The 24,636-nt window shown below is 41.2% G+C and carries 22 protein-coding genes; 10 read left to right on the top strand and 12 right to left on the bottom strand.

All coding sequences use genetic code 11. The features are described 5' to 3' along the window. Nucleotides 1-36 precede the first annotated feature (36 nt). The gene (locus tag FCN25_RS00915; protein WP_137221127.1) at nucleotides 37-1,248 is read left to right on the top strand and encodes an IS256 family transposase; all 1,212 of its coding nucleotides are present in this window, start codon (nucleotides 37-39) and stop codon (nucleotides 1,246-1,248) included. Between the two features lie 21 nt (nucleotides 1,249-1,269). Here FCN25_RS00915 and FCN25_RS20995 read toward each other — a convergent pair whose 3' ends face one another. Continuing rightward, nucleotides 1,270-1,464 carry a hypothetical protein gene (locus FCN25_RS20995; RefSeq protein WP_217495327.1) on the bottom strand — a complete coding sequence of 65 codons (195 nt, stop codon included), beginning with the start codon at nucleotides 1,462-1,464 and terminating at the stop codon, nucleotides 1,270-1,272. Between the two features lie 18 nt (nucleotides 1,465-1,482). After that, on the bottom strand, nucleotides 1,483-1,728 hold the full coding sequence (locus FCN25_RS20990) for a LysR substrate-binding domain-containing protein (RefSeq protein ID WP_217495326.1): 246 nt from the start codon (nucleotides 1,726-1,728) through the stop codon (nucleotides 1,483-1,485). A gap of 15 nt (nucleotides 1,729-1,743) precedes the next feature. On the opposite strand from FCN25_RS20990, the gene FCN25_RS00905 reads away from it, so the two are divergent. Together FCN25_RS00905 and FCN25_RS00900 are read left to right on the top strand one after the other, a co-directional pair. Further along, nucleotides 1,744-2,115: an NAD(P)H-dependent oxidoreductase gene (locus FCN25_RS00905; protein ID WP_137221125.1), complete on the top strand. Its 372-nt coding sequence runs from the start codon at nucleotides 1,744-1,746 to the stop codon at nucleotides 2,113-2,115. A gap of 225 nt (nucleotides 2,116-2,340) precedes the next feature. After that, nucleotides 2,341-3,195: a hypothetical protein gene (locus FCN25_RS00900; protein WP_137221123.1), complete on the top strand. Its 855-nt coding sequence runs from the start codon at nucleotides 2,341-2,343 to the stop codon at nucleotides 3,193-3,195. Nucleotides 3,196-3,813: 618 nt separating this feature from the next. Here FCN25_RS00900 and FCN25_RS00895 read toward each other — a convergent pair. The 4 genes from FCN25_RS00895 to pdsR all read right to left on the bottom strand — a co-directional run bounded on the left by FCN25_RS00895 (nucleotide 3,814) and on the right by pdsR (nucleotide 8,539). Then, on the bottom strand, nucleotides 3,814-4,239 hold the full coding sequence (locus FCN25_RS00895; protein WP_137221121.1) for a hypothetical protein: 426 nt from the start codon (nucleotides 4,237-4,239) through the stop codon (nucleotides 3,814-3,816). An 80-nt stretch (nucleotides 4,240-4,319) separates the two neighbouring features. Then, on the bottom strand, nucleotides 4,320-5,510 hold the full coding sequence (locus tag FCN25_RS00890) for a cystathionine beta-lyase (RefSeq protein WP_137221120.1): 1,191 nt from the start codon (nucleotides 5,508-5,510) through the stop codon (nucleotides 4,320-4,322). Nucleotides 5,511-5,674: 164 nt separating this feature from the next. Then, a complete protein-coding gene (gene pdsS, locus FCN25_RS00885) occupies nucleotides 5,675-7,846 on the bottom strand; it encodes a proteobacterial dedicated sortase system histidine kinase (RefSeq protein WP_137221118.1) in 2,172 nt (723 codons plus the stop codon). Nucleotides 7,847-7,849: 3 nt separating this feature from the next. Beyond that, a complete protein-coding gene (gene pdsR / locus FCN25_RS00880; RefSeq protein WP_137221116.1) occupies nucleotides 7,850-8,539 on the bottom strand; it encodes a proteobacterial dedicated sortase system response regulator in 690 nt (229 codons plus the stop codon). 248 nt (nucleotides 8,540-8,787) lie between these two features. Here pdsR and pdsO point away from each other — a divergent pair, with 248 nt between their 5' ends. From pdsO to FCN25_RS00865, 3 genes are all read left to right on the top strand, one after another. Then, a complete protein-coding gene (gene pdsO / locus FCN25_RS00875) occupies nucleotides 8,788-9,549 on the top strand; it encodes a sortase-associated OmpA-like protein PdsO (protein ID WP_137221114.1) in 762 nt (253 codons plus the stop codon). 88 nt (nucleotides 9,550-9,637) lie between these two features. Beyond that, entirely contained in the window at nucleotides 9,638-11,803 is a 2,166-nt protein-coding gene (locus FCN25_RS00870) for a marine proteobacterial sortase target protein (RefSeq protein WP_137221112.1), read from the top strand. 14 nt (nucleotides 11,804-11,817) lie between these two features. After that, nucleotides 11,818-12,444, top strand: a complete 627-nt coding sequence (locus FCN25_RS00865; protein ID WP_137221110.1) for a class GN sortase — start codon at nucleotides 11,818-11,820, stop codon at nucleotides 12,442-12,444. A gap of 245 nt (nucleotides 12,445-12,689) precedes the next feature. On the opposite strand, the gene ilvN is transcribed toward FCN25_RS00865, so the two are convergent. The 3 genes from ilvN to FCN25_RS00850 all read right to left on the bottom strand — a co-directional run bounded on the left by ilvN (nucleotide 12,690) and on the right by FCN25_RS00850 (nucleotide 16,516). Next, nucleotides 12,690-13,184, bottom strand: a complete 495-nt coding sequence (gene ilvN / locus FCN25_RS00860) for an acetolactate synthase small subunit (protein WP_137227288.1) — start codon at nucleotides 13,182-13,184, stop codon at nucleotides 12,690-12,692. Beyond that, nucleotides 13,184-14,902: an acetolactate synthase 3 large subunit gene (locus FCN25_RS00855; protein WP_137221108.1), complete on the bottom strand. Its 1,719-nt coding sequence runs from the start codon at nucleotides 14,900-14,902 to the stop codon at nucleotides 13,184-13,186. The genes ilvN and FCN25_RS00855 overlap by 1 nt, the downstream gene beginning before the upstream one ends. Before the next feature lie 444 nt (nucleotides 14,903-15,346). Further along, the gene (locus tag FCN25_RS00850; protein WP_137227287.1) at nucleotides 15,347-16,516 is read right to left on the bottom strand and encodes a multidrug effflux MFS transporter; all 1,170 of its coding nucleotides are present in this window, start codon (nucleotides 16,514-16,516) and stop codon (nucleotides 15,347-15,349) included. Between the two features lie 421 nt (nucleotides 16,517-16,937). Here FCN25_RS00850 and FCN25_RS00845 point away from each other — a divergent pair, with 421 nt between their 5' ends. The 4 genes from FCN25_RS00845 (at nucleotide 16,938) to FCN25_RS00830 (ending at nucleotide 20,738) form a co-directional block, all read left to right on the top strand. Beyond that, complete coding sequence (locus FCN25_RS00845) at nucleotides 16,938-18,677, top strand: SulP family inorganic anion transporter (RefSeq protein ID WP_137221106.1); 1,740 nt, start codon at nucleotides 16,938-16,940, stop codon at nucleotides 18,675-18,677. Between the two features lie 216 nt (nucleotides 18,678-18,893). Further along, nucleotides 18,894-19,517, top strand: a complete 624-nt coding sequence (locus FCN25_RS00840; protein WP_137221104.1) for a 2OG-Fe(II) oxygenase — start codon at nucleotides 18,894-18,896, stop codon at nucleotides 19,515-19,517. A 173-nt stretch (nucleotides 19,518-19,690) separates the two neighbouring features. Further along, a complete protein-coding gene (locus tag FCN25_RS00835) occupies nucleotides 19,691-20,314 on the top strand; it encodes a GNAT family N-acetyltransferase (RefSeq protein ID WP_137221102.1) in 624 nt (207 codons plus the stop codon). Between the two features lie 34 nt (nucleotides 20,315-20,348). After that, nucleotides 20,349-20,738 carry a hypothetical protein gene (locus FCN25_RS00830; RefSeq protein WP_254693799.1) on the top strand — a complete coding sequence of 130 codons (390 nt, stop codon included), beginning with the start codon at nucleotides 20,349-20,351 and terminating at the stop codon, nucleotides 20,736-20,738. Between the two features lie 49 nt (nucleotides 20,739-20,787). On the opposite strand, the gene FCN25_RS00825 is transcribed toward FCN25_RS00830, so the two are convergent. The 3 genes from FCN25_RS00825 to FCN25_RS00815 form a co-directional block, all read right to left on the bottom strand. Continuing rightward, the gene (locus FCN25_RS00825) at nucleotides 20,788-21,120 is read right to left on the bottom strand and encodes a YdbL family protein (RefSeq protein WP_137221098.1); all 333 of its coding nucleotides are present in this window, start codon (nucleotides 21,118-21,120) and stop codon (nucleotides 20,788-20,790) included. Nucleotides 21,121-21,134: 14 nt separating this feature from the next. Then, nucleotides 21,135-21,293, bottom strand: coding sequence for a YnbE family lipoprotein (locus tag FCN25_RS00820; protein WP_137227286.1), 159 nt, complete (start codon nucleotides 21,291-21,293; stop codon nucleotides 21,135-21,137). 63 nt (nucleotides 21,294-21,356) lie between these two features. Continuing rightward, nucleotides 21,357-24,527, bottom strand: coding sequence for a YdbH domain-containing protein (locus FCN25_RS00815; protein ID WP_137221096.1), 3,171 nt, complete (start codon nucleotides 24,525-24,527; stop codon nucleotides 21,357-21,359). Nucleotides 24,528-24,636: the final 109 nt, after the last annotated feature.

The raw sequence follows: 24,636 nt of genomic DNA, 5'->3' as shown, positions 1-24,636 counted from the left end.
CGTACTCTATTGAGAGTTAAGGATAGGCAGATACTCATGAACAAAAAAGATATTGAAGCTTTTGCTAAAGAAGCAGCTAAAAGCATTAAAACACCAGAAGACTTAAATCAATTTAGTCAGATGCTCAAGAAGATAACGGTCGAGGCCGCTCTTAATGCCAAAATGGATGAACACCTGGGTTATGAGAAACACCGTAAATCCACTTCTGCTAATAGCCGTAACGGTAAAACCAGCAAGCGCATTCAAACTGAAGATGGCCAGTTTGAGCTTGATACGCCGCGAGACCGTGAAGGCAGTTTCGAACCTCAGTTAGTTAAAAAGCACCAGTCCAGATTTACCTCTATGGACGATAAAATATTGTGGCTCTACGCTCAAGGCATGAGTACTCGTGATATCGTTCAAGCCTTTGATGAATGGTACGGCGCAGAGATATCACCCACGTTAGTTTCTCGCGTAACCAACGCCGTTCTCGAGCAAGTTATTGAGTGGCAAAGTCGACCTTTAGATTCCATTTACCCAATCGTTTACCTTGATTGTATCGTCATAAAAATCCGTCAGGATAAGCGCGTTATCAACAAATCAATTTTCTTAGCATTAGGAATTAACCTTGAAGGCCATAAAGAGCTAATGGGGCTTTGGATAGCTGAAAATGAAGGGGCTAAATTTTGGTTAGGTGTCCTCACTGAACTGCAGCAACGAGGCGTTGAGGACATTCTCATCGCTTGTGTTGATGGCTTAAAAGGCTTCCCTGACGCTATAAATACCGTTTATCCAGATACTCATGTACAACTCTGTATCGTGCATATGGTCAGAAACTCGTTAAAGTACGTATCGTGGAAAGACTACAAGGCAGTCACAGCGGACCTTAAGAGCATTTATCAATCCGCAACGGAGGAGGAAGCGTTACTCGAACTCGATCGTTTCAGCGATACTTGGGATGAGCAATACCCCCAAATAAGCAAGTCATGGCATAATCATTGGCATAACTTAAATACGTTTTTTAACTACCCTCAGGATATTCGTAAGGCTATCTACACAACAAATGCTATTGAGTCATTAAACAGCGTGATTAGACGAGCGTTGAAAAAACGTAAGGTATTCCCAAGTGATGACTCAGCTAAAAAAATGGTTTACCTTGCTATAAAAGAAGCCAGTAAAAAATGGACCATGCCCATTCGAAACTGGCGTACTGCGATGAATCGATTTATTATTGAATTCGAAGACAGAATTGTGAAGTATATTAACTAAATTGCAGTTACACAGAATCTGTTACACCCTCATTTTGAGTGTAGTAGTCGTGAATAACTGCACCAAGCGTCCTGCTTTAATATCTTGTTGTGTAAAGTCTGATAAGCACACAATTCCCGTACCGCACAACGCGAGCTGCCTTAAGGCTTCTCCACTGTCGGCTTTAATATTGGTTTGAATATGCAGCAGGTTATTAAATGCATCGTAAATCGGCAAATCATTTAACTTTTCTAACTAGCTGAAACCTAATAACTGATGTTGCGTTAAATCTTCGACGGTTGCTGGTGTACCGTGTTTAGCTAAGTAATCAGGGCTAGCTAAGATCCTAATTTGACTTAACCCCAGTGGAGATTCTGTTAACGTCGAGTCTTTAAGTTCACCAATTCGAATGGCAATATCGGTTCGCTGCTCTAATAAATCGATGAGATTTTCATTATTTACTAACTCAATTTGTGAGCTTACGGCAGCATAGTTCAACAAACACCTGCTTGGTGGATGGGCGCACCGTGGATTGTTAAAAAATATATTAATGAAGTATTTACCATTGGCCATGGTCGTCTGTATCAAAGTGCCGGACGCACCCGTAAAAATACCGAGCACAAATATGGCTCTGGTGGGCTAATACAAGGCAAACAATACATGCTTAGCGTTACGTGGAACGCGCCTGCAGAAGCCTTTACCGATCCGAACCAGTTCTTTGAAGGTGTTGGTGTTGATGGGGTTTATTTGGCTATGCATAAAGCGCATCAGTTTTTAGGTATGTCACAACTTGAAACCTTTATGAGTAATGATGTGATTAAGAATCCAGATATTGAAAGCGATACGAGCCGTTATAAAGCTCATTTAACTCGCTTATTTGCTTCGTAATGTAACGATAGCATTAGTCTGCACATACCTACGCCCTGATGGAATCAATGGTCTAAATCGACGCTGCTTCTAGTATGTTTAGCTCAACCTATAAAGTCTGCGATAGCGATAAGCATTATTGAAAAATAGGATTTTTATTAATAACTTGCTATTGTTCTGTAGGGGTTAAAAGTACCTTTATCACTAATGTTAAAGGTACGCTTTTAAAGAAGATGTGGATATTAAATGATTGATGCTGTTTGTACTTACGGTGGTGAAAGGCACACTTTTTCAATTTTGAAATTTCAGGCGTTACCTGAAACTGAAATTGAAAAATTTAGGCAGTTTTTACAATGCCCTGAGTGCGAAGGAAAAGCTTACTATCGTAAGAGAAGCTCAGACGGTAAAGCAGCGTGTTTTGGCTCTCGATATCATGTTGCAGGATGTGATGAAGGTCATTCTTCAACTCAACGAGACCGAGAGACTCGGCATAGTGTAGAAGTAAATAAAGTCATTTCTGATGCTGATGTTATTAGCATTGATTTCATGTTGTCAAACAGCAAAAAGTCAATCGCAGAGGTGCACACTGTCACCCCTGCATCAACCCCCACGCCTCCCACAAAAAACGCTAATACAAGTGGCAAACACGCTAACAATATTGAACAAATCAAGGTCAAAGTATTAGGGCTAGAGAAAATTCTCAATAGCTTGATGCGTGGCAGCGATTTAGCTGAGTCGAGTACCTTGATTGAGCTTGATACGGGTTACAAATTTAAAGCCAAGAATTTATTTGTTAACTTTGCCGAGGCTGAGCCAAGTGCTAATGCCAAAGAGGCAAAGCCTAAAATGTACTGGGGTACGATTTCACATCTAGATAAAGAACTTGATTGGTTAAACCCATCTGATTGTACTGATGTTGGCATTCCTATCTCTAAATATAAATCGATAATATTGGAACGTTTTAATGTATCGGAAGGGCGTCAGTTAGAAGGTGCGGGGATTATTCTGTTTGGAAAATGTTTTTGGAACTCAAAGAAGACCCGCAAGATAATTGAATTGTGGAATTCAGACAGAATTTTTATCTCAGTATTAGAAGACTAATCTGCAATAAGCCGTTTAGCCATTAAAGATATATTGGCTTATATCACAATGTGTTGCTTACAAAATTGAAGCAGCTTTTTGATGAATGGCATGTTTTGATTTCGAGTCGTGTTTGATGTACTTGCTGCATTTTTGCTATTGGATTGACCTTTGAGTCGATCTTCTCTTATTTTTCGCCTTTCATCAGCGCGGTTCGCAACTTCGGCGAACTGTTGTCTTTGTGCCAATGTCATACTTGCCATAAAACTCCGAAAAGGAACTTTGGGTGTGGCAGCGGCTAGATTGGTTTTTGGTGTGCTACACATAGTTATACTCTAGTTGGCAAAAAGTGGTGTACTTAATAAGACCGACAAGAGTGAGATTACATTTCATTTGTGGCGTAATTTAAATTTTGCGGGCAATATCATCGCATGAGCACGCTGAGATTTTTATCATTTCCACAGTGACCTAAAGTATGTTTTGAACAACGGTTTCGCTAACTGCTTAGTGATTATTTCAATAGCTTTTATTGAGAGTAAAAAAGCCCTGAGGCGATAACGGCTCAGGGTTTAGATTGTTTGTAATCTTAACTAGTAAGATATGTTCAACTTGCTTTTTTTTGCTCAAATTCGGACTTTTTTAAATACGAGCCATACGTTTAAGCAGCAACAACCACAGTATAGGGAGCAACAAGATATAGAAAAACAACACTTTTGCACCGATATCCCCGTAGAACAAAGTGTTGTTTACAAATCTCACAATGCCCATAGGATCCCATGGCATGTAATGAATATTGCCGTGCAATAACATCGCACCTAAAATCACAATTGTAATGGCAATCCATTGTCTTGCTGGCTCGTAGCTTTTCACTAGAAACGCAGGAATAAACGCGGCTAAACCGATACCAATAAAGTTCTGCGCAAGGTGAGCCAGTAATGGATATTCACTGCTATTTAATCGCCACAATAAGTTGCCGGCAGCAGACTGGCCGATTGCCATGATGCTTAATGCATAATAACCAATGCTAATGCACAGGCTGAGTAAGACTAATTTGATGATATTCATTTATTTCCTTTTAATGTGAATATTCCATAAACGTTTTTTCGAAACAGTGTACAGATTTTACCGTCAATAGTGAGTAATGGCTATTTCTGTAATATTGCATTATATCGACTAAATGCAGCATCGAGATCGGCAATTAAATCGTCGGCATCTTCAAGTCCAATGTGTAAGCGTATTAATGGTTTACTGCTGTCCCATTGGGTCGCAGTACGGATATTGTTAATACCAAATACCCCTAAAATTAAGCTTTCGAAACCGCCCCATGAAAAGCCCATTTTAAAATGGTCCATGTTTTCAACAAAAGCAGTGACAGACGCTAAGTCGCCTTGCTTAAGTACAAACGAAAATAAGCCATTACCGCTGTTAAAGTCGCGTTTGAAAAATTCGTGACCAGGGCAAGTATCAAACGCAGGATGACGGATATGGTCCACTTCTGGACGAGTCGCTAACCAATTAGCCACTTTTAAGGCATTTTTATTATGTTGTGCCATACGTACCCCTAAGGTTCGTAAGCCTCTCGCAGCTAAATAGACGTCATCCGGCGAAGTCGTTTGGCCCATTAAGTAACTGTTTTCGCGCAGTTGTTCCCAATGTTTTTCATTGGCAGTTGCCGTACCCATCATGACATCTGAATGGCCGACAATGTACTTGGTGGCGGCTTGAATAGAGATGTCGACACCCATATCGAATGGACGAGAATTAATGGGAGATGCCCAGGTATTATCCAGCATTACAATGACATCATGTTCGTGAGCGATACGGCTAAGCGTCGGTACATCTTGCACTTCCATGGTGATAGAACCTGGTGATTCTAAAAATAATACCTTGGTGTTAGGACGAATTAACTCACGAATGCCTGCGCCAATCATTGGGTCGTAATAGGTGGTTTCGATGCCAAAACCTGCCAGCATTTTATTACATAAATCGCGTGTTGGTTCATAGGCGGTGTCGACCATTAATAAATGGTCACCACTTTTTAAAAATGATAACAAAGCGCTGCTGATCGCGCCCGCACCAGAAGGGTATAACGCAGTGCCAGCACCGCCTTCAAGTTCGCATATGGCTTGTTGAAAGGAAAAATGGGTTGGGGTGCCGCGACGACCATAAAACATTTCACCGTTGGTTTTATTTTTAATCGCAAAGCGCATCTCATCCATGGTGTCGAACACCACTGTCGATGCTCTGAATACTGGCGGATTAATAATGCCTTTAGTGAACTTTTTTTCGCGGCCAACGCTAACAATTTGGGTGGCTAACTTATCGTCTTTGCTCATGTTGTTACTTCCATTATGTGTAGAGTCCACGGTTTACGTTTTAGCTAATGTTTATTAGTAAAATATCAATAACATGGATAAATGCGCTACGGTGAGTGATCTACTGATGTTCATTATCCTAGCACCAACAAACCTAAATAAAACCGCCTAATTGACAAGCTTGACTATTTTTCATCACTTAGCGGTAAACTGAGGATCATTTCAACTCCTTCTACCCCATTTTTTGTCATGTTAGTCGCTTTAATGGTGCCATGATGAAAATCACTGACTAGTCTCGCAATATACAAGCCTAATCCTAGATGGGGCTTGCCATTAATGCCTTGAGGCCTGATTGACACCATAGATTCAAAAATCTGGCTGTTCATGTCTTTTGGCAGTAAAGGACCAATGTTACTGACGGTTAATATCGCTTGTTTTTGATATTGGGTCAGGCTGACTGTGATGGCGCTGTCGGGCTGATGAAACTCAATTGCGTTGTTGATTAACTTATCCATTAATTGGGCGATGTATTCTGGTACACCGTCGCAATACATGGCTTTATCTTCAATGTGGATGCTAAAGAGCTGATCTGGATAAGTCATTTGATAGCCTTGCATGCAACCGCTAATCACTTTCTTTAATGAAAAACGACAGCTTTCAGCTTGGGTCAAACTGGCTTCGAGTCGAGTTGCTTCGCTTAAGTTATTTAAAATAAGGTGCAAGCGACTCACACCTTCTTGGGCGCGACTGACGTACTTTTGTGATTGATCGTCCAGTTGTTGTAAACCTAAATGTTCAAGTGAGCTACGCACCACGGCTACAGGGGTACGGAGTTCGTGCGATAAACGTGACGACATGTTTTCTAAATAATGAGTGTATTGCCCTAAGCGGCTGACAATGCTAGAAAAGCTGCGTGACAAATCACCGATTTCATCTCGGTTTTTGGATGCGACAATTTGCTGTCTGACTCGGCCTTGGCTGTCGATGGCGAGTTCGGCCTGATCACGTAAACGGCGGATGCGGCTTGAAATACTCGAGGCAAAAATAAACAAGGCTAACGTGCCCATGCTCATAATGGTCAAAATAACGTTAAACAGTTTTTCTAAGGCGCGGTTGCGCAAACTGCGAATGCCGTGAGTGGTTTCTTCTGCAATAACCACCCCCATGACTTTATCGTCAATCCATATTGGGCTTGCAGCGGCTAATACCACAGCTTTGCTATCTGGCGTTAAGCGCCATGTAGAGCCTTGTTTTCCACTTAAGGCTTTTTCAATATGGCTGCCAGTCAGCTCGGTTGAGTCTTGCAGCGAATCGATAAAGTCTTGTGGTGGACGGGTCAATATTTTGTAATACAACGGCAGAATATATTGCTGCTTAAAGTGCAGCCAAAATGAGTCTGGTTGATTGACCTCAATATCATCTGCCCAGGTGTTGGACGATGAACGAATATCACCAGATTTGGCCAGTACGCGGCCATGATTATCGACGACCCAAATTCGTGAACTATTGTGGCTCATGCCTTTAATGATATTTTCAATTTCAGGCGAGGGCACTAATACTGTGCCTAAACTGGCTACTGAGTCGGTGGCCGATGTACCGATGACATTCACTAATTGCCGTGTTTTGCTATCGTTAACATTATGAATCGCAAAACCTAATTTGCTGCCTACCATTTCGAGCGGCAGCCTGAATTCAATATTGTATCCCTTGTCTGTTTTTAACCACTGGCCTTGAATACGTGACTCAGGCGTAACGGGCATTGATTGGCTGGGGTCGGCGGGTAGTTCAAATGCACTGAGCCAACCACTTTTGGTATTGGCAACAATATAACGTCTGAACTGACCGTCTGGTGATTGAGTTGCCATGACTAAGTGATCGTTTCTATCAATTCGTAAGCTTTTACGGTTACGAAAAATTAGGCTTGGATCATTGACCTTAAAAAAACCGTATAAATAGCCGCCGTATTTGCCCACCATATGGCTAAAGCTGATATTGGCAGGGTCGGATTTATTACGTTGATAAATAACATGTTCGTCAGAATAGTTAAGGGTGCGATGTCGGTATAAGTCCCAGTCACTCAGTTTACCGTCCAGTTGAATAGGCCCTGCTAGGGGGTAGGCGTATAAGTCGCGGCCTTTTTCTACTTGCTTTAAAAAACTGGCTTGGTTGTCAAATAACTTAGGCCGTTCATGCAAGGCCGTCGCAAGGGCTTGGGTGGTGCCTTCAAGGGTTTTCTCTTGGCCATAACGTAAGTACTTTTCCATTTCCCACACATATTCATACCCCAGCCAAGGTAGACAGAGTAAAAACAGCGACAAAATGACGACTTTGGCTCGTAGTCCTATCGGTAAATTCATCTGTTAGATATTGTCCCAGCGGTAGCCCATACCATAAACGGTATCGATACAGTCAAACTCAGTGTCGATGGCGATAAATTTTTTACGGATGCGTTTTACGTGTGAAGTAATCGTGCTGTCGTCGACGTAAATTTTAGCTTCTTGCATTAAATCTTGTCGACTGCGTACATGTCCTGGGTGTTTTGCCATGGCATGTACCATCCAAAATTCGGTGACGGTGAGTTCTATTGGGAGCGATTTCCAATACACCTGAATACGGTTGCCATCAATAGTGAGGTGACCGCGTTCGAGTAAGTTGTCTTCCATGGGGCTTGAACCGATTAATTCTGAGCGGCGAAATAAGGCTGCAATACGGGCCATTAAGTGAGGAAAGCTGACATCTTTAGTTAAGTAGTCGTCGGCACCTAAACGTAGGCCACACACAGTGTCAAAGTCGCTGTCTCTGGCGGTTAAAAAAATAATAGGTAAGCCGCTCGACATCGCCCTAAGTGCTTGGCATAGGGTAAATCCACCATCAATTTCATGCTCTAAGCCAATATCAATAATGGCTAAGTCAGGTAAGCGTGCATTAAAGGCGAGCATGGCTGCTGGGCGGTTGGCATAGGCTTGGACACTATAACCATGCTGTTGCAGGACATCTTTGTAGTTTTCGCGGATAGCGGTTTCGTCTTCAACAATGGCAATTCGTTTCATGGGATAATTTCAATTAATAAGCTGATAAATGAGTACATGGCTGACTATACAGGATTTTATGGTCCAAAAAAGCCGTTGAGGGCAATTGCCATATTGTTGCCACATTTGATCGCCACATTGCCATTTTTGCTCCCCAATAAAGCCACCAATGAGGTGTTTAATAGCGACATAGAGTTAATTAGCAACGCATTAACTCATGTATTGATGATAACTATCATTTTTTAACTCACCGCTAAACGGGACTTTTTATGAAAAAGCAACTTATCGCAGCAACAATTATTTCTACCATGATGATTTCAAACGTCAGCTGGGCCAATGACACTGACGTGCTTGAAGAACGTGAACATACTGAAGAGCTAGTGGGTTTGAGCTCGGGCATTTTACTTGGCGCAGTCATTGCTGGGCCTGTTGGTGCCATTATTGGTGCATTTACGGGCACCTTTATTGGTAAATCAGTTGGTGATGAAGCAGAGCTCACCATCCAGAAACAACAATTGGTGGAGCAAGAACAACAATTAACTCAAACCAACGAGCAATTAATGGCTCTGACCACTAAGCAGCAGTCATTGGAGCAGGTGTCGGATAAATATTATCAATTACAGTCTAGCTTGGCAGAACAAAATGCGAATCAACAACAAATACTTAATGAATTAACCATTGGGATGAATGTACAGTTTAAAACCGGATCGAGCCATATTGAGCCGTTATTTGAACAACAGTTAGATAATGTGGCTTACATGATGAGTTTGTCACCAGAATTGACCATTGATTTAACGGGCTATGCCGATCGCCGTGGTGATAATGCTTTCAACCAAGCGTTGTCTGAACAGCGTTTAGCTGAAGTGACCCAATACTTAGCGGCACAAGGTATTGCTCGTGAGCGTTTGCATGGACAAGCTTATGGTTCAACGTTGCCAATACATCAAGAACAAAATTTTGAAAACGACTTTTTTGACCGTCGCGTGACGCTCAAGTTATTGGCTCCTGGCGCTGAACTTGCTGCTAACTAAATCTACACGTCGATTTTCCTTTTTGTTTTGATATTACTCATCTAGGCGCAAACATTGATGTTGTAGCCTAAATGGGTAAGGAGCGAGTATGCGCCCGTTGTTTTTGATCTCACGTTTGTCTGTTAATTATATTGGTAAATTGTTGTGTTTCGGTTTGTTGTTTGTCGTTTATGCCAGTATCACAACGGCATTTGCATCTCCGTCTGGCTATCAAGATGACGATATCACCCAAGGCACGTTAGAGTATTTTCAACAAAATCAAGTGATACAAGCTTTTGCGCTAGATACACAAGTGAGCATGGATGTGTCGGGATTACTCAATCGGGTCACGGTTAAGCAAGTGTTTATCAATGACTCCGATCAATGGGTTAATGGACGATACTTATTTCCGTTACCGGAAACGGCTGCGGTCGATAGTATGAAATTACGCATTGGCGACAAAGTTATCGCCGGACAAATTCAACCTAAAAAACAAGCATTACAAACGTTTGAAACCGCCAAAAAACAAGGTAAACAAGCGAGTTTGTTACAGCAACAACGACGCAACTTGTTTACCTCTGACGTGGCCAATTTAGGGCCACATGAACAACTCGTGGTGGAAATCAGTTATCAACAAAAGGTTGAGTATCGTGATGGGGTATTTAGCTTACGTTTTCCATTAGCGATAACACCGCGTTATAACCCGCAAGCTGAGAGCACTACCGAGCAACCGCAATTGGCCATGCCATCGAGCGCTAATACGACGACTGTTAAACACGTCAGGCCAGAACTAGATGTGAAGATGCAGGTGAATATTGATGCTGGTTTTGAACTAACCTCATTAGACAGTCTTTATCATCCGATTAAGCAATCTAATGTAGGCAATCATTACAGTGTGAACTTTGCCAGCAAACAAATTGCCGACCGTGATTTTGTACTGCAATGGCAAGCTAATGTTGGCGCAGTACCACAAGCGGCGACGTTTTATCAAACCGGTAAAACCCATGTGAAAAACAATAGTATTGAACGTGAACAGACTGCACTACGACAGCCTAACCCCGTTGATAATAATATGTACTCACTCTTGATGTTAATGCCGCCGAGTGTGGAAGTCAGCGAGCAACACCTTATTGCCCGCGAGCTAATTTTAGTCATCGATACCTCTGGTTCTATGTCTGGACAGTCAATCACTCAAGCTAAGCAAGCATTGCAATTTGCCCTAGCAGGACTGCGTGACATCGACAGCTTTAATATTATTGAATTTAATAGTGACGTAACCCTTTTATCTGCAACGCCATTGCCTGCTAATAGCCGTAATATTGGTAAAGCAAACCGATTTATTCAGTCATTAGAGGCCGACGGCGGCACCGAAATGCGCAGTGCATTGCAAACTGCGCTGGTGGATAGCGTACAGCAAGATTCAGATCAAACCGATACACGCAGTGATATGTTGCGCCAAGTGATTTTTATGACAGACGGTGCCGTTGGCAATGAACATGAGTTGTATCAGCTTATTAACGATCAGTTGGGTGGCAGCCGATTATTCACGGTCGGTATTGGCTCTGCGCCTAACTCAGATTTTATGCGTCGGGCGGCAACAATGGGGCGAGGGACATTTACCTACATTGGCAATGAGTCTGAAGTGCAGCAAAAAATTGAACAATTACTTAATAAAATTGAACAACCCGTGTTGACCAATATTGGCTTGTATTATCTTGATGGCAGCGTACCGGATTATTGGCCGACGACTATTAGCGATTTATACCAAAATGAACCACTTTGGGTAAGCATTAAATCGGCGTCACACCAACAACAGCCCATCATAGTGTCTGGCAATATTAATGGTCAATATTGGCAGCAACAACTTGATTTTGAAGAAAACCAGGCTGCTAAGGGCATCGATTTATTATGGGCAAATGCACAAATAACATCACTTGAGCTTTATAAAGACAATGCCAGCCTCGACCGCGTCAATAAGCAAGTTGAAGCATTAGGCTTGTTGTATCACTTAGTGACCAGCCAAACCAGTTTAGTTGCTGTGGATGTCACTCCGGTTAATCCATTGATTGATAATCCTATAGATGTGCAGTTACAACCGCATATGCCCCATGGTTTAAATGCTGCTCAGTCGTCGCAAGTATTGCCACAAACCAGTACAGCTAGTCGATTATGGTTATTAATTGGTTTTAGTTTGCTTGGCTTAGGTTTGTTGCATTATTTATGGCTAAGACAACGCTTACCTGGCCAATTGTTAGTGATTGAATCACATGATTAAACAGGAGCGTAAATATGTCGCAAACAATATCACCGACCAAACATTGGATTGTGATTGCGCTGATAAGCGTAGTGGGATGCGCACTATTATTACAGGGAGGTTATATGCAAGCTAAAGCCCATTTTGCCCAATTTTTAATTGAACGTGCTTTTGAAAAAACCTTGGTAGATAGCCAACCTCATAAACCCTGGTCTTGGGCCGACACTCATCCGGTGGCTAAGATGCGTGTGTTGCAACAACACAATGATAGCTTGCAACCTTTAGGCAGTGACTTGTACGTATTAGCAGGGGCATCTGGGCGCAATTTAGCGTTTGGACCTGGGTTGATGTTAGCAGGAGCTTCGTTGGGTGAGCAGGGCAATATGATTATTGCTGGCCATCGAGACAGTCATTTTATGCGTTTACAGTACGTTAAGGTCGGCGACATGATTGAACTGTATAGCACTGCAGGGGAGCGAGTGTTATATCAAATTACTACCACCCATGTAGTGCATGAAACCGACTTAGATGTGCTGGCACCTACAGCCGAAAGTCACTTAACCTTGATAACTTGTTATCCATTCGACCAATTGAGTGGTAATGCCGAATACCGCTATATTGTTGAAGCTAAGCCAGTAGTGAGCAACCCTTTATACAGTTAACTCCAGTTATACAGTTAACCATAATTGCGATACCCAAGACTTGATAAATCTGTGGCTAATAAATATGTGTATTTTAAATATTGAGTCGTTTGAGATAATGACAAATGGAAGGAAAAGTAAAACCTAAGGTTAGGCGGCTAATGTTTATAAGGTGTTTCGCTTAAATGGGTAATAAAAAAGCAGAGCGCTAATGGGCTCTGCTTTTTTGATATCAGAAAGCGACAACTACGCTTTCGTTATTGATATTAAGCTTTCATTGATTTTTCACCGCGAGCTAACCCCACTACACCAGAACGTGATATTTCAATCACCTTGGTTGAATCGCCAATAGCATGGATAAACGCATCAATTTTATCACTGGTTCCCACCATTTGGATGGTATACAGGCTTGCTGTTACGTCGACAATTTGACCACGGAATATATCTGCTGTGCGCTTAACGTCTTCGCGCTGTTCGCCTTGGGCTTTGACTTTAATTAAGGCTATTTCACGTTCAATATAAGCCGACTCAGTAATGTTAGCCACTTTCAAAATATCGATAAGCTTATGCAATTGCTTTTCAATTTGCTCAAGAATATTTTCATTGGCAATTACGGTAATATTTAAGCGTGACAAGGTCACATCTTCAGTCGGCGCAACGGTTAAGCTTTCGATGTTGTAGCCACGTTGAGAAAATAATCCCACGACTCGTGACAATGCGCCTGGTTGGTTTTCAAGTAATACAGAAATAATACGACGCATTAGCTTTTCTCCGTTTTGCTTAGCCACATTTCGTTCATTGCACCGCCGCGAATGAGCATTGGATAGACGTGTTCAGTTTCGTCTACGCTGATATCAACGAATACTAACTTGTCTTTCATTGCCAACGCTTCAGCTAACTTAGATTCAAGTTCATCTGGGTGATCAATGTTCATTCCTACATGGCCATAAGCTTCTGCGATTTTTGCAAAATTAGGTACTGAGTCCATGTAAGATTGTGAATGACGACCTGAGTAAATCATGTCTTGCCATTGTTTCACCATACCAAGGAAGCGATTGTTTAAATTGATGATTTTAACCGGAGTATCGTATTGCAGCGCAGTTGAAAGCTCTTGAATATTCATTTGAATAGAACCGTCACCAGTGACACAAACAACCGTAGCGTCAGGGTACGCCATTTTAACGCCCATCGCCGCAGGTAAACCAAAGCCCATGGTGCCTAATCCACCAGAGTTAATCCATCGGCGAGGCTTATCAAACGGGTAATATAAGGCGGCAAACATTTGGTGCTGGCCGACATCTGAAGCCACGTAAGCATCACCATTGGTGAGTTTATACAAGGTCTCAATCACTTGCTGTGGTTTGATTCTATCTGTTGTGCGATCAAACTCTAAACTCTTGCGTGAGCGCCAAATTTCAATATCGTTCCACCATGCAGCCATAGCGTCAGCATCATTGGTTTTATTGGTTTCATCAAGCAGCGCTAACATGCTGTCTAGAATATTGTCTGCTGAACCAACAATCGGAATATCGACTCTAATGGTTTTTGAAATAGACGATGGATCAATATCGATGTGCAAAATAGTCGCATTAGGACAATACTTTTCAACATTGTTTGTTGTACGGTCGTCGAAACGGACTCCAATACCAAAAATTAAATCGGTGTTGTGCATTGCCATGTTAGCTTCGTATAACCCATGCATCCCTAGCATGCCTAAACTCTGCTTATGAGTGCCAGGAAACGCGCCTAAGCCCATTAAGGTGCTCACGACGGGGATGTTTAAGCGTTCAGCAAGGGCAAGAATCTGTGCATCACAACCAGAAATAACCGCGCCACCACCAACGTATAATACCGGTTTTTTAGCTGCTAACAGAGCTTGTAAACCTCGGCGAATTTGACCTTTATGGCCTACCGTTGTTGGATTATATGAGCGCATTTTAACGCTGTCTGGGTAAACATAATCATGCAGTATATCTGGGCTTAAACAGTCTTTTGGTAAATCGATCACCACAGGGCCTGGGCGACCTGTTGCGGCAATGAAAAAAGCTTTTTTAACTGTTTCAGGTATGTCTTTAGCATCGGTGACTAAAAAGCTGTGCTTTACGATAGGGCGAGAAATACCAATCATGTCGCATTCTTGGAAGGCATCATTACCAATTAAATTACTCGGTACTTGACCTGATAACACCACTAATGGGATTGAATCCATGTAAGCGGTAGCAATACCTGTAATGGCGTTGGTAGCACCGGGGCCGGAAGTCACTAACACAACTCCAACTTTACCTGTAGCGCGGGCATAGCCATCAGCCATATGTACGGCTGCTTGTTCATGACGAACTAGGATGTGTTCGATACCGGATATTTTATGCAGAGAATCGTAGATGTCTAACACCGAACCGCCGGGATAACCGAAGATATGGCTGACACCTTCATCTATTAATGAGCGCACGATCATACTCGCGCCAGAAAGCTTTTCCATGAAATGAGTCCTTTTAAGTTACCGTATGGTAAACAGTATCTTGTATACAACGACGGTAATCGTTTTAAAAAATAAGTTTGAAGGGTAATTCAAACTCGTAGATTGAAGTTGCCATCGCAATATTCAATAGTGGGTTTCATTGCTACTTACTAAGTAACTAGTCTCCATCTTATGTAAATTTAAATTTACTGCAACCACTTTAGTTAATTATTTTTAAAGGTTGAAATAGTTTCATGTTTATGATTTTTTGGTAGGAGTGTTATGGCCAACGAAAGGCAATGACTGTACCTAATTGGATTGTGTTGTATTAACGTCTATAAATTACCTTATACGTTATATGCTTAAGACTGAAAACGTTTAACCACACATAAAAAGACCACTAAATAGTGGTCTTTTTATGTGTGGTTATTATTGGTAATGTGGTGAGTATTTAAATGATTAGCGTTAATCTAGTTGAGGTGATTTTGGCAGTGTGCTTTGAAAAAACTGACATACCCCGACTAGTACTACTGCGCCAAGCATTAACGCTGAAAAAGGTACTGCGCTGCCGTCATAAAAATATGCTAGCAAGGGCCCTGCAACGGCGCCAAATCCAAATCTGAGGGTGCCAATGACGGCCGTTGCGGTACCAGTTTCTTTCTGGAATTTCATTAACACAATGGCATCGGCATTAACCGACATAATCCCTAGAGAACCCATTAATGGGATCAGCATTGCCACCGTAAAATGATAACTTAATTCAAATACATTAACCGCTAACAAGCCTGTTGCCGATAGGATACCGAAAAATGTTGCTACATGTAACATCCGTTTTGAGCCGAATTGGGTCACTACTTTAGAGTTCACAATATTGGCGAGCATTAGGGCTCCCACGTTGGTGCTAAACAATATAGCAAACAATGACTTATCTAACTTAAAAACTTCCATGTAGATAAATGGTGAAGCGGTTAAGTAGCAGAAAAATGCAAATGAAGTTAATACGCCGCTAGATAAATTAAGTTTAACGCCGCTACGGGCAAACACTGTGTAATAGCCCCCTAAAAATGATTTTTGACTGCGACCACCTAGGTCTTTATCGCTGGGCATTTTAAGTTTAAACAATATTAACGCCAATAAGGTTATGGCATAACAGCTTTGGCTTAAAAAGATCATATGCCAATCGCCAACTTCCATGATTAAGCTGCCCAATGTTGGGGCAAGTAATGGTGCTAACATCATAATTAAGCTGACATAAGACATGCCTTTTGCGGTATTTTGACCATAAATTTCTTTAATATAACCCGGAACCACAACCGTGGCAGCAGCACCTATGAGTGCTTGAGCAAAACGTAATACTAAAAATTGTTCAATACTGGTACTGAGTGAAATTAACAAACTGATTAGGGTGAAGCCTAATAATCCAAATATGACCAGTGGTCTACGACCAATTTTATCGGCTAAAGGACCAAAAACCAGCATACCTAATGCATAACCCGCCAGGTAAATACTGAGTGACTGTTGTACTGTGGTGACATCAGTGTCGAAGCCCAATGCCAAAACCGACATTGCTGGTAAATACATGTCGATAGCTAATGGCGTTATTGCAACAATGGCGGCAAGCATAGGAATTAGCATTGCTAAATGAGGTATACCAACAGGAATTGAAGAATTGGACTTTAATGGCGATACCAAGTGAACCTCGTGTGCTTTGTCGTTACGGCAGAAATTTCGGTTTGTCAGGCGTTAGTTTAACATGATAAATAACATTTATTGATGTTGATTCTGTAATGAATAATGTTGAAATGTGGTGTCTTTATATGTATTGACTGTGGATATTTACGGCACATAAATACCCATTTTTTAATTAATACTCTCTGTTAACTGACTTAGTGATTGAACCTAAAGTTAAGCCTAATTACGCTTAATATTCTATTTTTAATACAATATGATGTAATCACTCGTGAATATGTCGTAATTAATTTGAAATAAAACTATGATTACTGTCTAAATTATTATCATTGAGGTGGTTGTGATACTGAGTCGGTTGTATGGTGTTATGCCTGGGTTAGAGACCTTTTCTCGTTACGAGCGAAGCTGGCTTAAAGATGATGTTCGCGCAGGTTTGTCTGTTGCCGCTGTCGCTTTGCCTGTGGCCATTGCTTATGCGCAATTAACGGGTGTTAATGCTGCGGTGGGTTTGTATTCCTGTGTATTGCCGATGATAATTTATGCCTTATTTGGCACCTCAAGACAACTTATCGTTGGCCCTGATGCTGCAACGTGTGCAGTTATAGCGGCTGTTGTTACACCTCTAGCAGCCGGAGACAGCCTTAAACATTGGCAATTAGTGATGACCATGACCGTGATGACGGGGTTTTGGTGCTTAATTGCCAGCCGGTTTAAATTAGGCGTTTTAGCTGACTTTCTGTCTAAGCCGATTTTAATGGGGCTTCTTAACGGTGTGGCTATTACTATTATAGTAGGGCAGTTTTCTAAAATTTTCGGTTTTACCTTTGATGAAAAATACTTACTTGAACGTTTAGGTGGTGCGCCAAGCTATTTATCGCAAACTCATATACCAACACTATTAATGGCGATTCTTACTGTCATTGTTTATTTTGTGATGAAACGATTAAGGCCTAATTGGCCAGCGTCCATGTTTGCTATTTCTGCGGGGGCAGCACTCGTGTGGGCTTTCCATTTAACGGATTATGATATTGCGGTTATTGGCAGTGTAGCGGCTGGTTTGCCCACCTTCCAAGCGCCGGTATTTAATATTGGTATTGCGCGTGAACTGGTGATGCCAGCACTTAACTTAGCTATGGTTAGTTTTGTGAGTATGATGCTGACAGCCCGTAGTTTTGCCGCTAAAAATGGTTACGAAATTGATGCCGACAAAGAGTTTAAAGCATTAGGGTTAGCGAATATAGCCTCTGCTTTATCGCAAGGTTTTGCGGTGAGTGGTGCAGATTCTCGCACCGCGGTGAATGATGAAAATGGTGGTAAAACCCAATTGGTCTCGGTAATAGCTGCAGTGTTGATTGCCTTTGTGGCAATATTTTTAACTGCGCCATTAGAGTTTATTCCCAGCGCAGCCTTAGGGGTTGTATTGGTGATTGCGTCCATACATTTAATTGATTTGAAATCTCTCTGGGGATTACGTTTACGCGACCGCCAAGCATTTTATCTCGCATTAACGACTTTCTTTGCCGTACTGTTTATCGGCGTTATTCCAGGTATTACCTTAGCCGTTTTATTGGGTTTATTTCAATTTCTTAGAACCGTAATGCGCCCAACAGACCAAGTACTTGGGCTTGATGCCAAAGGAATTATTCGCAGTATCGACAGCAGTGACAAAGCCGCTCCGATCCCTGGAATATTTATTTACCGGTTTAATTCTCCGCTAACCTATTTTAATGCGACTTACTTTAAACGACGTTTACTTGAGCGTTTTGCAAGGCAAAATCAGTTGGAAAGCATCGATTGTGTGATTATTGATGCAGTACCCTGTTTTACTCATTTAGATTTAAGTGTAATGGCGATGCTGGCTGATATAGACGTGTTACTGCGAAAGCGCGGTGTCAGTTTAGTATTGGCTGGGCGAAAGCGTCAGTTGATTAGCTGGTTTGAGCAAACTGATATGGTATCTGGGGACGAGGGGATTACCATTCGTTCTGACTTATATTTAGCATTAAAACTTCACCAAAGTCATATTGCTGCAACCGAAGCGCTGGAATTAAAGAAGGCTTCGGATAATGAATCTACCGAGTCGGTATTGACTCATAGTCAGATTTAACTGTTAGATATTAAATATTTTGTTTTAAACTTCTGAATTTTAAAGTTTTTTATATGTGTTGTCGCAGGTGGCTTTATTCTATACACTCGCTGCAAACGATCTGAGTATGGCAATCATACTGAGTTATGACGCCCCCTCGAAAATCAGGCCCTTGATGTCCTTTCTGAGCCCTTGAGTACAGTAAAAAGCGTAGTCTATTTATTGGATATGGCATGTATGGTTTCGCAAGTAAGTGAAGCAATGCTGGATGTGATCGCAGATGCGTTAGTCGAAAAGGGTTACATCCTTTTATCTGACATCATTCCTGAGTATGTAAGCTCAGCTTTGCTTGTAAAAATGCATGCTGAACAAGACATAAATTTTAAAAAAGCCGCTATCGGACGTGGTGTTGAACAACAAATCAACAGTGACATTCGTTCGGATAAAATCAGTTGGTTAGAAGAACAAGATCATGTTGACCGTGAATATTTAGCGATTATGAGCCAATTGAAAGATGGTTTAAACCGACGTCTATTTATGGGGTTATTTGATTTTGAAAGTCATTATGCTGTTTATGAACCGGGTGGTTTTTATAAAAAACACGTCGATGCACTTAGTGGTAGCCAAAATCGTATTTTATCAACAGTATTTTTTTTGAATCCTGATTGGCACAACAATGACGGCGGTGAATTGATTATTTATGATGAAGCCGATTTCCCCTTAGAAGTGATTAATCCGCAAATGGGCACTTTGGTGCTGTTTTTAAGTGAACGATTCCCACATGAAGTTAGGCCGACAATGAAAACCCGCAATAGTATTGCTGGTTGGTTTAGAGTGAGTCACGCCAATCACGGTTTTTGATCAAGCGATTACGTGCTTCTCGATTCCTATTTGGCAATCGCTATTTATTAATAGCATTTAATCTTACGATAAGAATACTGTTTTACACTATTGATGAAAAACATTGCTGTTACTAGCTGTAAATCTATATGCAGTTAAGGTAATGTAACCTTTTACATTAGAGGAACGTTAATTTGAGCTGGATTAATAGACTAGATTGCTTGATAGGCGAACATGTGATTTTAGAGCCGCTGTCATTAGATCACGTTCCTGGTTTAACTCTAGCTGCCAGCGATGGTGAGTTATGGAAGCTGTGGTTTACACAAATTCCCAATGCCGAAGGCATGAAAGCATATGTCGAGTATGCTTTAACCTGCGAAAATAATGGTGAAGCGGTTGCGTTTGCAGTACGTGATAAAGTCTCTGGGAATATCATTGGTTGTACTCGTATTTGCCACTGGGACCAACCGAATCGCAGACTCGAAATTGGCTACACTTGGTATGCGAAATCCTATCAACGCAGTGCCATTAATACTGAATCTAAATTATTACTACTCCGTTATGCATTTAATACTTTAGATGCGATTGCCGTTGAGTTTAGAACGCATTGGCACAATCACGCCTCTCGAAATGCTATTGCGCGTTTAGGGGCAAAACAAGATGGCATATTACGCAATCACAAAATTCAAGCTGATGGGACCATCCGTGATACGGTGATATTTTCAATTATTGAAACCGAATGGCCTCAAGTTGAACATTTTTTAACATCTCGTTTAGCGCATTATCAATCGTTAACATTATCTACTACTACTTTCTAAAAGACGAAGGGAAACAACCATGAACAAACCTGCTATGTGGATTTTTACTGTATCGGCAATGTGTGTGAGTATCGCTGCACAAGCAGAGAGTGCTGCAGAAAAAGCGTTTACTGATGAGTTACTTGAATGTGCAGCATATTATCAAATTAGTTCAGAAGCGATAGGCGCGATGAATGCTCCACAAATGAAAGCAGTGGGAGAGCGTTTAAAAACCTCTGCAGTTGATGCCGTGAAGATTGCTGGTAAGTATCGTGACCCTGCACAAGTTGATAAAGATGTAGTAACAGCTAAACAAAAACAAATTGCTCAACTAGGTGGGTCTAATAACTTAGGCGGCTTGATGTCAAAATACAAAGATTCTTGTAAATCGATAGTGACTGACCCACAAAAACGTTTAGATTATTGGACTATGGCAACAATGTAATGGGTTACTAAGTCTTTAGAAAATAACCACATTGAAGTTATTCAAGTGGTTATTTTTTTATCCATTCGCCTTGTTTTGTTTGGATCATATGTCCTGGTTCTGCTGCTTCAATGGCCTTTTGTGCTGCAAGTGCAGCAACATTATCAAGGCTAAGACCATTTCGATTAGCGATGATTTGATAATAGTATTTTCGTTTGCTATTGACGCTTAATACCAGCTGTTTCGCTTCTGGTGAGTCGACAACAATGCCTAAGTAACCATTAGGTTGCTCACCCACGATTCTCGCATTCTTAGCGTCTTGTAATGTCATAGCCCATGCATTGGCACACCAGAAGATACTCGCGAAACATATGGCGGTTATTAAAGTGAATGATGATTTCATTTAAGAAACTCCCGTTAAAATAACTCTTCATTACCAAGTAGATTCTCGAGATCTTTTTCCACTCTGATTTTAATTTCGTGTTCAATTTTAACGTTTAAATTGATCACAATAGGTTTATCCGGTGGTTCTATTTTTACCGTGGGCGTACAGGCGGTTAGCCACAACAATGCCATTGCGGTGGTGCAACTGAGTAAAATTATTGATGAGTATTTCACGTGGGCTATCCTTTTATGCTGCTATTGAACTTTGATTTCAATTTGGTTCTGTATTTTATTGCCAACTTGCGTGCTTCGGTACAACTGAATTAAGTTTTCTTGGTGGGTGTAATTAAGATGAACAGGGCGTTCGACCCCACGGCTATTTCCTTTTACACCAATATTGATTACCGCATCCCCGTTGGGCGTCATATCAAACGTACTTGCTAATTCACTGTAGTTTAAATGCTCAAGGGCGGTAAAGACTAATTCAAGATAAGGCTGGGATAATTCTAGTCGATCAATTGCAGGGTTTCCGGCAACTTCAATTAATCCACCTGGTGCTCGTGCTGCGAGTTTCCCGCCTGCAATAGTGACTTTACCATCAACCAGTTCAGCAGGTAATACTCCATCAAATAAACCATTTGCTTTAACGCCTACCTGAGGTTGCTCTTGTAAAAATTTCTCTAAACTTAAGCCTTGTAACAATAGGTATCCATAGGATTTATCTTGCAGCTTGAGTACAAATTCAGGTAATAAAAAACGTCCATCTAACATATCACCACTGGCGGTAAGACTGACATTCGTTTCACTTAATCCAGTAACTTGTTGTAACCAGTTGGTCGGGGTTTTGTTTCCGTCTTTATTGAGTTCTATATCAGCATTTAAATTCAGGTTTGTCAGCGACAACCCCAACTTGGCTTGCTGTAAACTGATTGCTGTCTGTGGGCAAACTAATTGACTGTGAGCAAAGTGTTTTTCGGCTGCAGGAGTATTGGGACCATCGTGAATTTGCTGCCAATTAAATTGGCATTGGGCAAATACGTCACCGCCATTAAATGACTTATCTTGCCATTGTCCTGACAAGGATGATAACTGTTGTTGAATTTTCATTTCAAACTGGCTGGTGTTGTCTATTTCACTCAGTGCAAAACCAGCCACGAGTTTACTGTGACCCTGAATTGTAAAATCATTGGGTAAAGGTTGGACTTTTTGCAATGTTTTTAGTGCGGTTTCAATGTCGGTATCAAAGGTCCATTGGCCTGCGAGTGATAACGGACTTTTACTATCTGCAAATTTCAATAAGTGATAACTGCTTAAGTTAAGCGTATCTAATTGCCACTGCTCACTTCCCACTAACAATCCTTTGGACAAATTGAGCTGCTGAGTGACTTTTATATTATTAAGAGCAAGCAGTGGTTGACGGCGGTTTTTTCCCTGTTGCTTAGTGATATCGAGTTTGCTGATACGCCAAGTTATGTCATTAGTTGTAGGTTTTTGTAACCAACGTTCTAGCGACTTTTCGATGGATTCATCCAGATGTATTGCTAGCGCTATGCCTTGATTGATAGCAATATCGGTTTTATTAACTGAAGCTAGTGTGGTCGATAGTTTACTTTTGTCCGCTTGGGTTGCTTGCTGGACAATAAGTTGGCCAATTTGCAGCGTAAACGGAGATAGATTCAGTTGAGTATTATCTTGTTTGAATGTCATGGTTGAGGTGTCATTAAGGATCAGCCCGAATGAACCTAATTGTGCAGACGTTTTTTTGGTTTGCTTGGTATGTTGTTCATTATCACTGGTCATACTGCTAAAGATACTGGTGTTATTCACGGTTGCGTTTGAGCTTGGCAGTAATGACAGTTCGAGTTGATTTTGTTGTTGCTGGGATATTTGACCAACAAGATTGACCTGCGCATCTGATAGGGACAACTGTTCAAAAGGGACCTCAGGAAATAAAGCTTTAATATCAATAGTGACTGGAGTCACTAGAGATGCCGATACGGGAGTATTTTCACTAACGGTTACGGTAGTGTCGTTTGTGGTGAGAGTTTGAACTAGCAGTTGTTCTGGCTCCTCTGTTGCTTTAAGGGACGACAATGCCATACCCCAATCGAAATCACTGCTAAATTGTTGATGACTATTGAAAGTGGTGTGCGCCAGTTTTAATGTGCTTTGGAGTAATAACCCTTCAATGCTAACGCTCAAGTCAGGGATTGACGCTTGTATTGGTAGATCATCATTTTGTAGCGGGATTACGACTTCAATAGGATAAGCCATAGCTACATCGATGCTGGCTAACTGAGAAGTTGATTTGGGGGTTAACTGATTAATGATATGAACTATTTGATTGGCATTTTCATCGGCTAACAATGCTATTAACTTATTTCTGTCTTCTTTTGAGGGCGATAGTTGATAGTTTAGCGGGGCAATATCAAGCTTTATTGCGAACGCGTCAGTGGTTTTACTCTTGTCTAAAGAGACTGCTACAGGGTAATTACCCAAATTAAGCATCGCTTTAACCGGTTGTTGCGGCGCAAAATAAACACTGGGCCACAATGGCGAATGTAAGGATAATCCGTCTATTGATTGTTGACTGCTCGTCTCGCCGCTGATTAAGTCAATTTTACTGTTTGCAGTCCATTGGCCTTCAATGGCCACTTGTTGTTGATGAATGGGTTGCAGTATTTTTGATAGCTGCTTATGCAAACCGTAAAGCATATTACTGCTTTGCGGTCCTTGTGAATTCTGCTTACTGTTTAATAAGATTAAATATTGCTCTAATGATTCAAGCCCTTGATAGCTTAACCCTAAATCAACAAGGGTGTTAAATTGCCAAGCTTGTTTACCTAAGCTGGCATCGAGACTGAATAGCGGAAAATCGTTAAAACGCCATAACGTATCGAGCTGACCATTTTGGGTCAACGTTAATTTATCCATCTTTAAAGTATGTTGCTGTGTTTTATCTTTATCTAATGCAGGTAACTTAATGGTAATCGCGCCTAGATCTATCATGGGTAATTTGGCGAGGTTAAGCTGTAATGTGGCAGGGGATTCTTCAGTTTGTTGTGATTGACGAATAAAAAAGCTATCACCTAAATCAACATAGACACTTTGGGTTTTGATGCTGACAATATCTTCGGCATTGATTTGTTGATTTTTAAGGACTTTAAGACTGTCTCGTAATTCAAGATTAAATTCTTGGATGGCAATATGACTGTCTTCGATTTTTAGAATGAGACGGGGAATGTGAATATGATCTAATGACACATATTCAGCATCGAAATTGAGCACTTCAATATGATTTTCGGCTAATAAGTTGTTGAGTATTTTAACCGTAAGTGGTTTGGCATTTTCAATAATGACCCACACTAAAGCGACTGTGCAAAACAGGATAAAGAGTAAAATCTTGTTAAGGGTAAATATGCGCAATAGTGACTCGCTTTACATTTTCTTGTTCATTGATAACGATGTGCTCGTCAATAATATTGTTGTTATATAAGATTGATTAACATCTCTCATGTTAACAATTCTAGTCGTT

Origin of the sequence: Shewanella sp. MEBiC00475, assembly GCF_005234075.1 — a bacterium.
GTDB lineage: Bacteria > Pseudomonadota > Gammaproteobacteria > Enterobacterales > Shewanellaceae > Shewanella > Shewanella polaris.
Note: the sequence above shows the minus strand (reverse complement) of the source record. Positions and strands in the feature narration are given on the sequence as shown.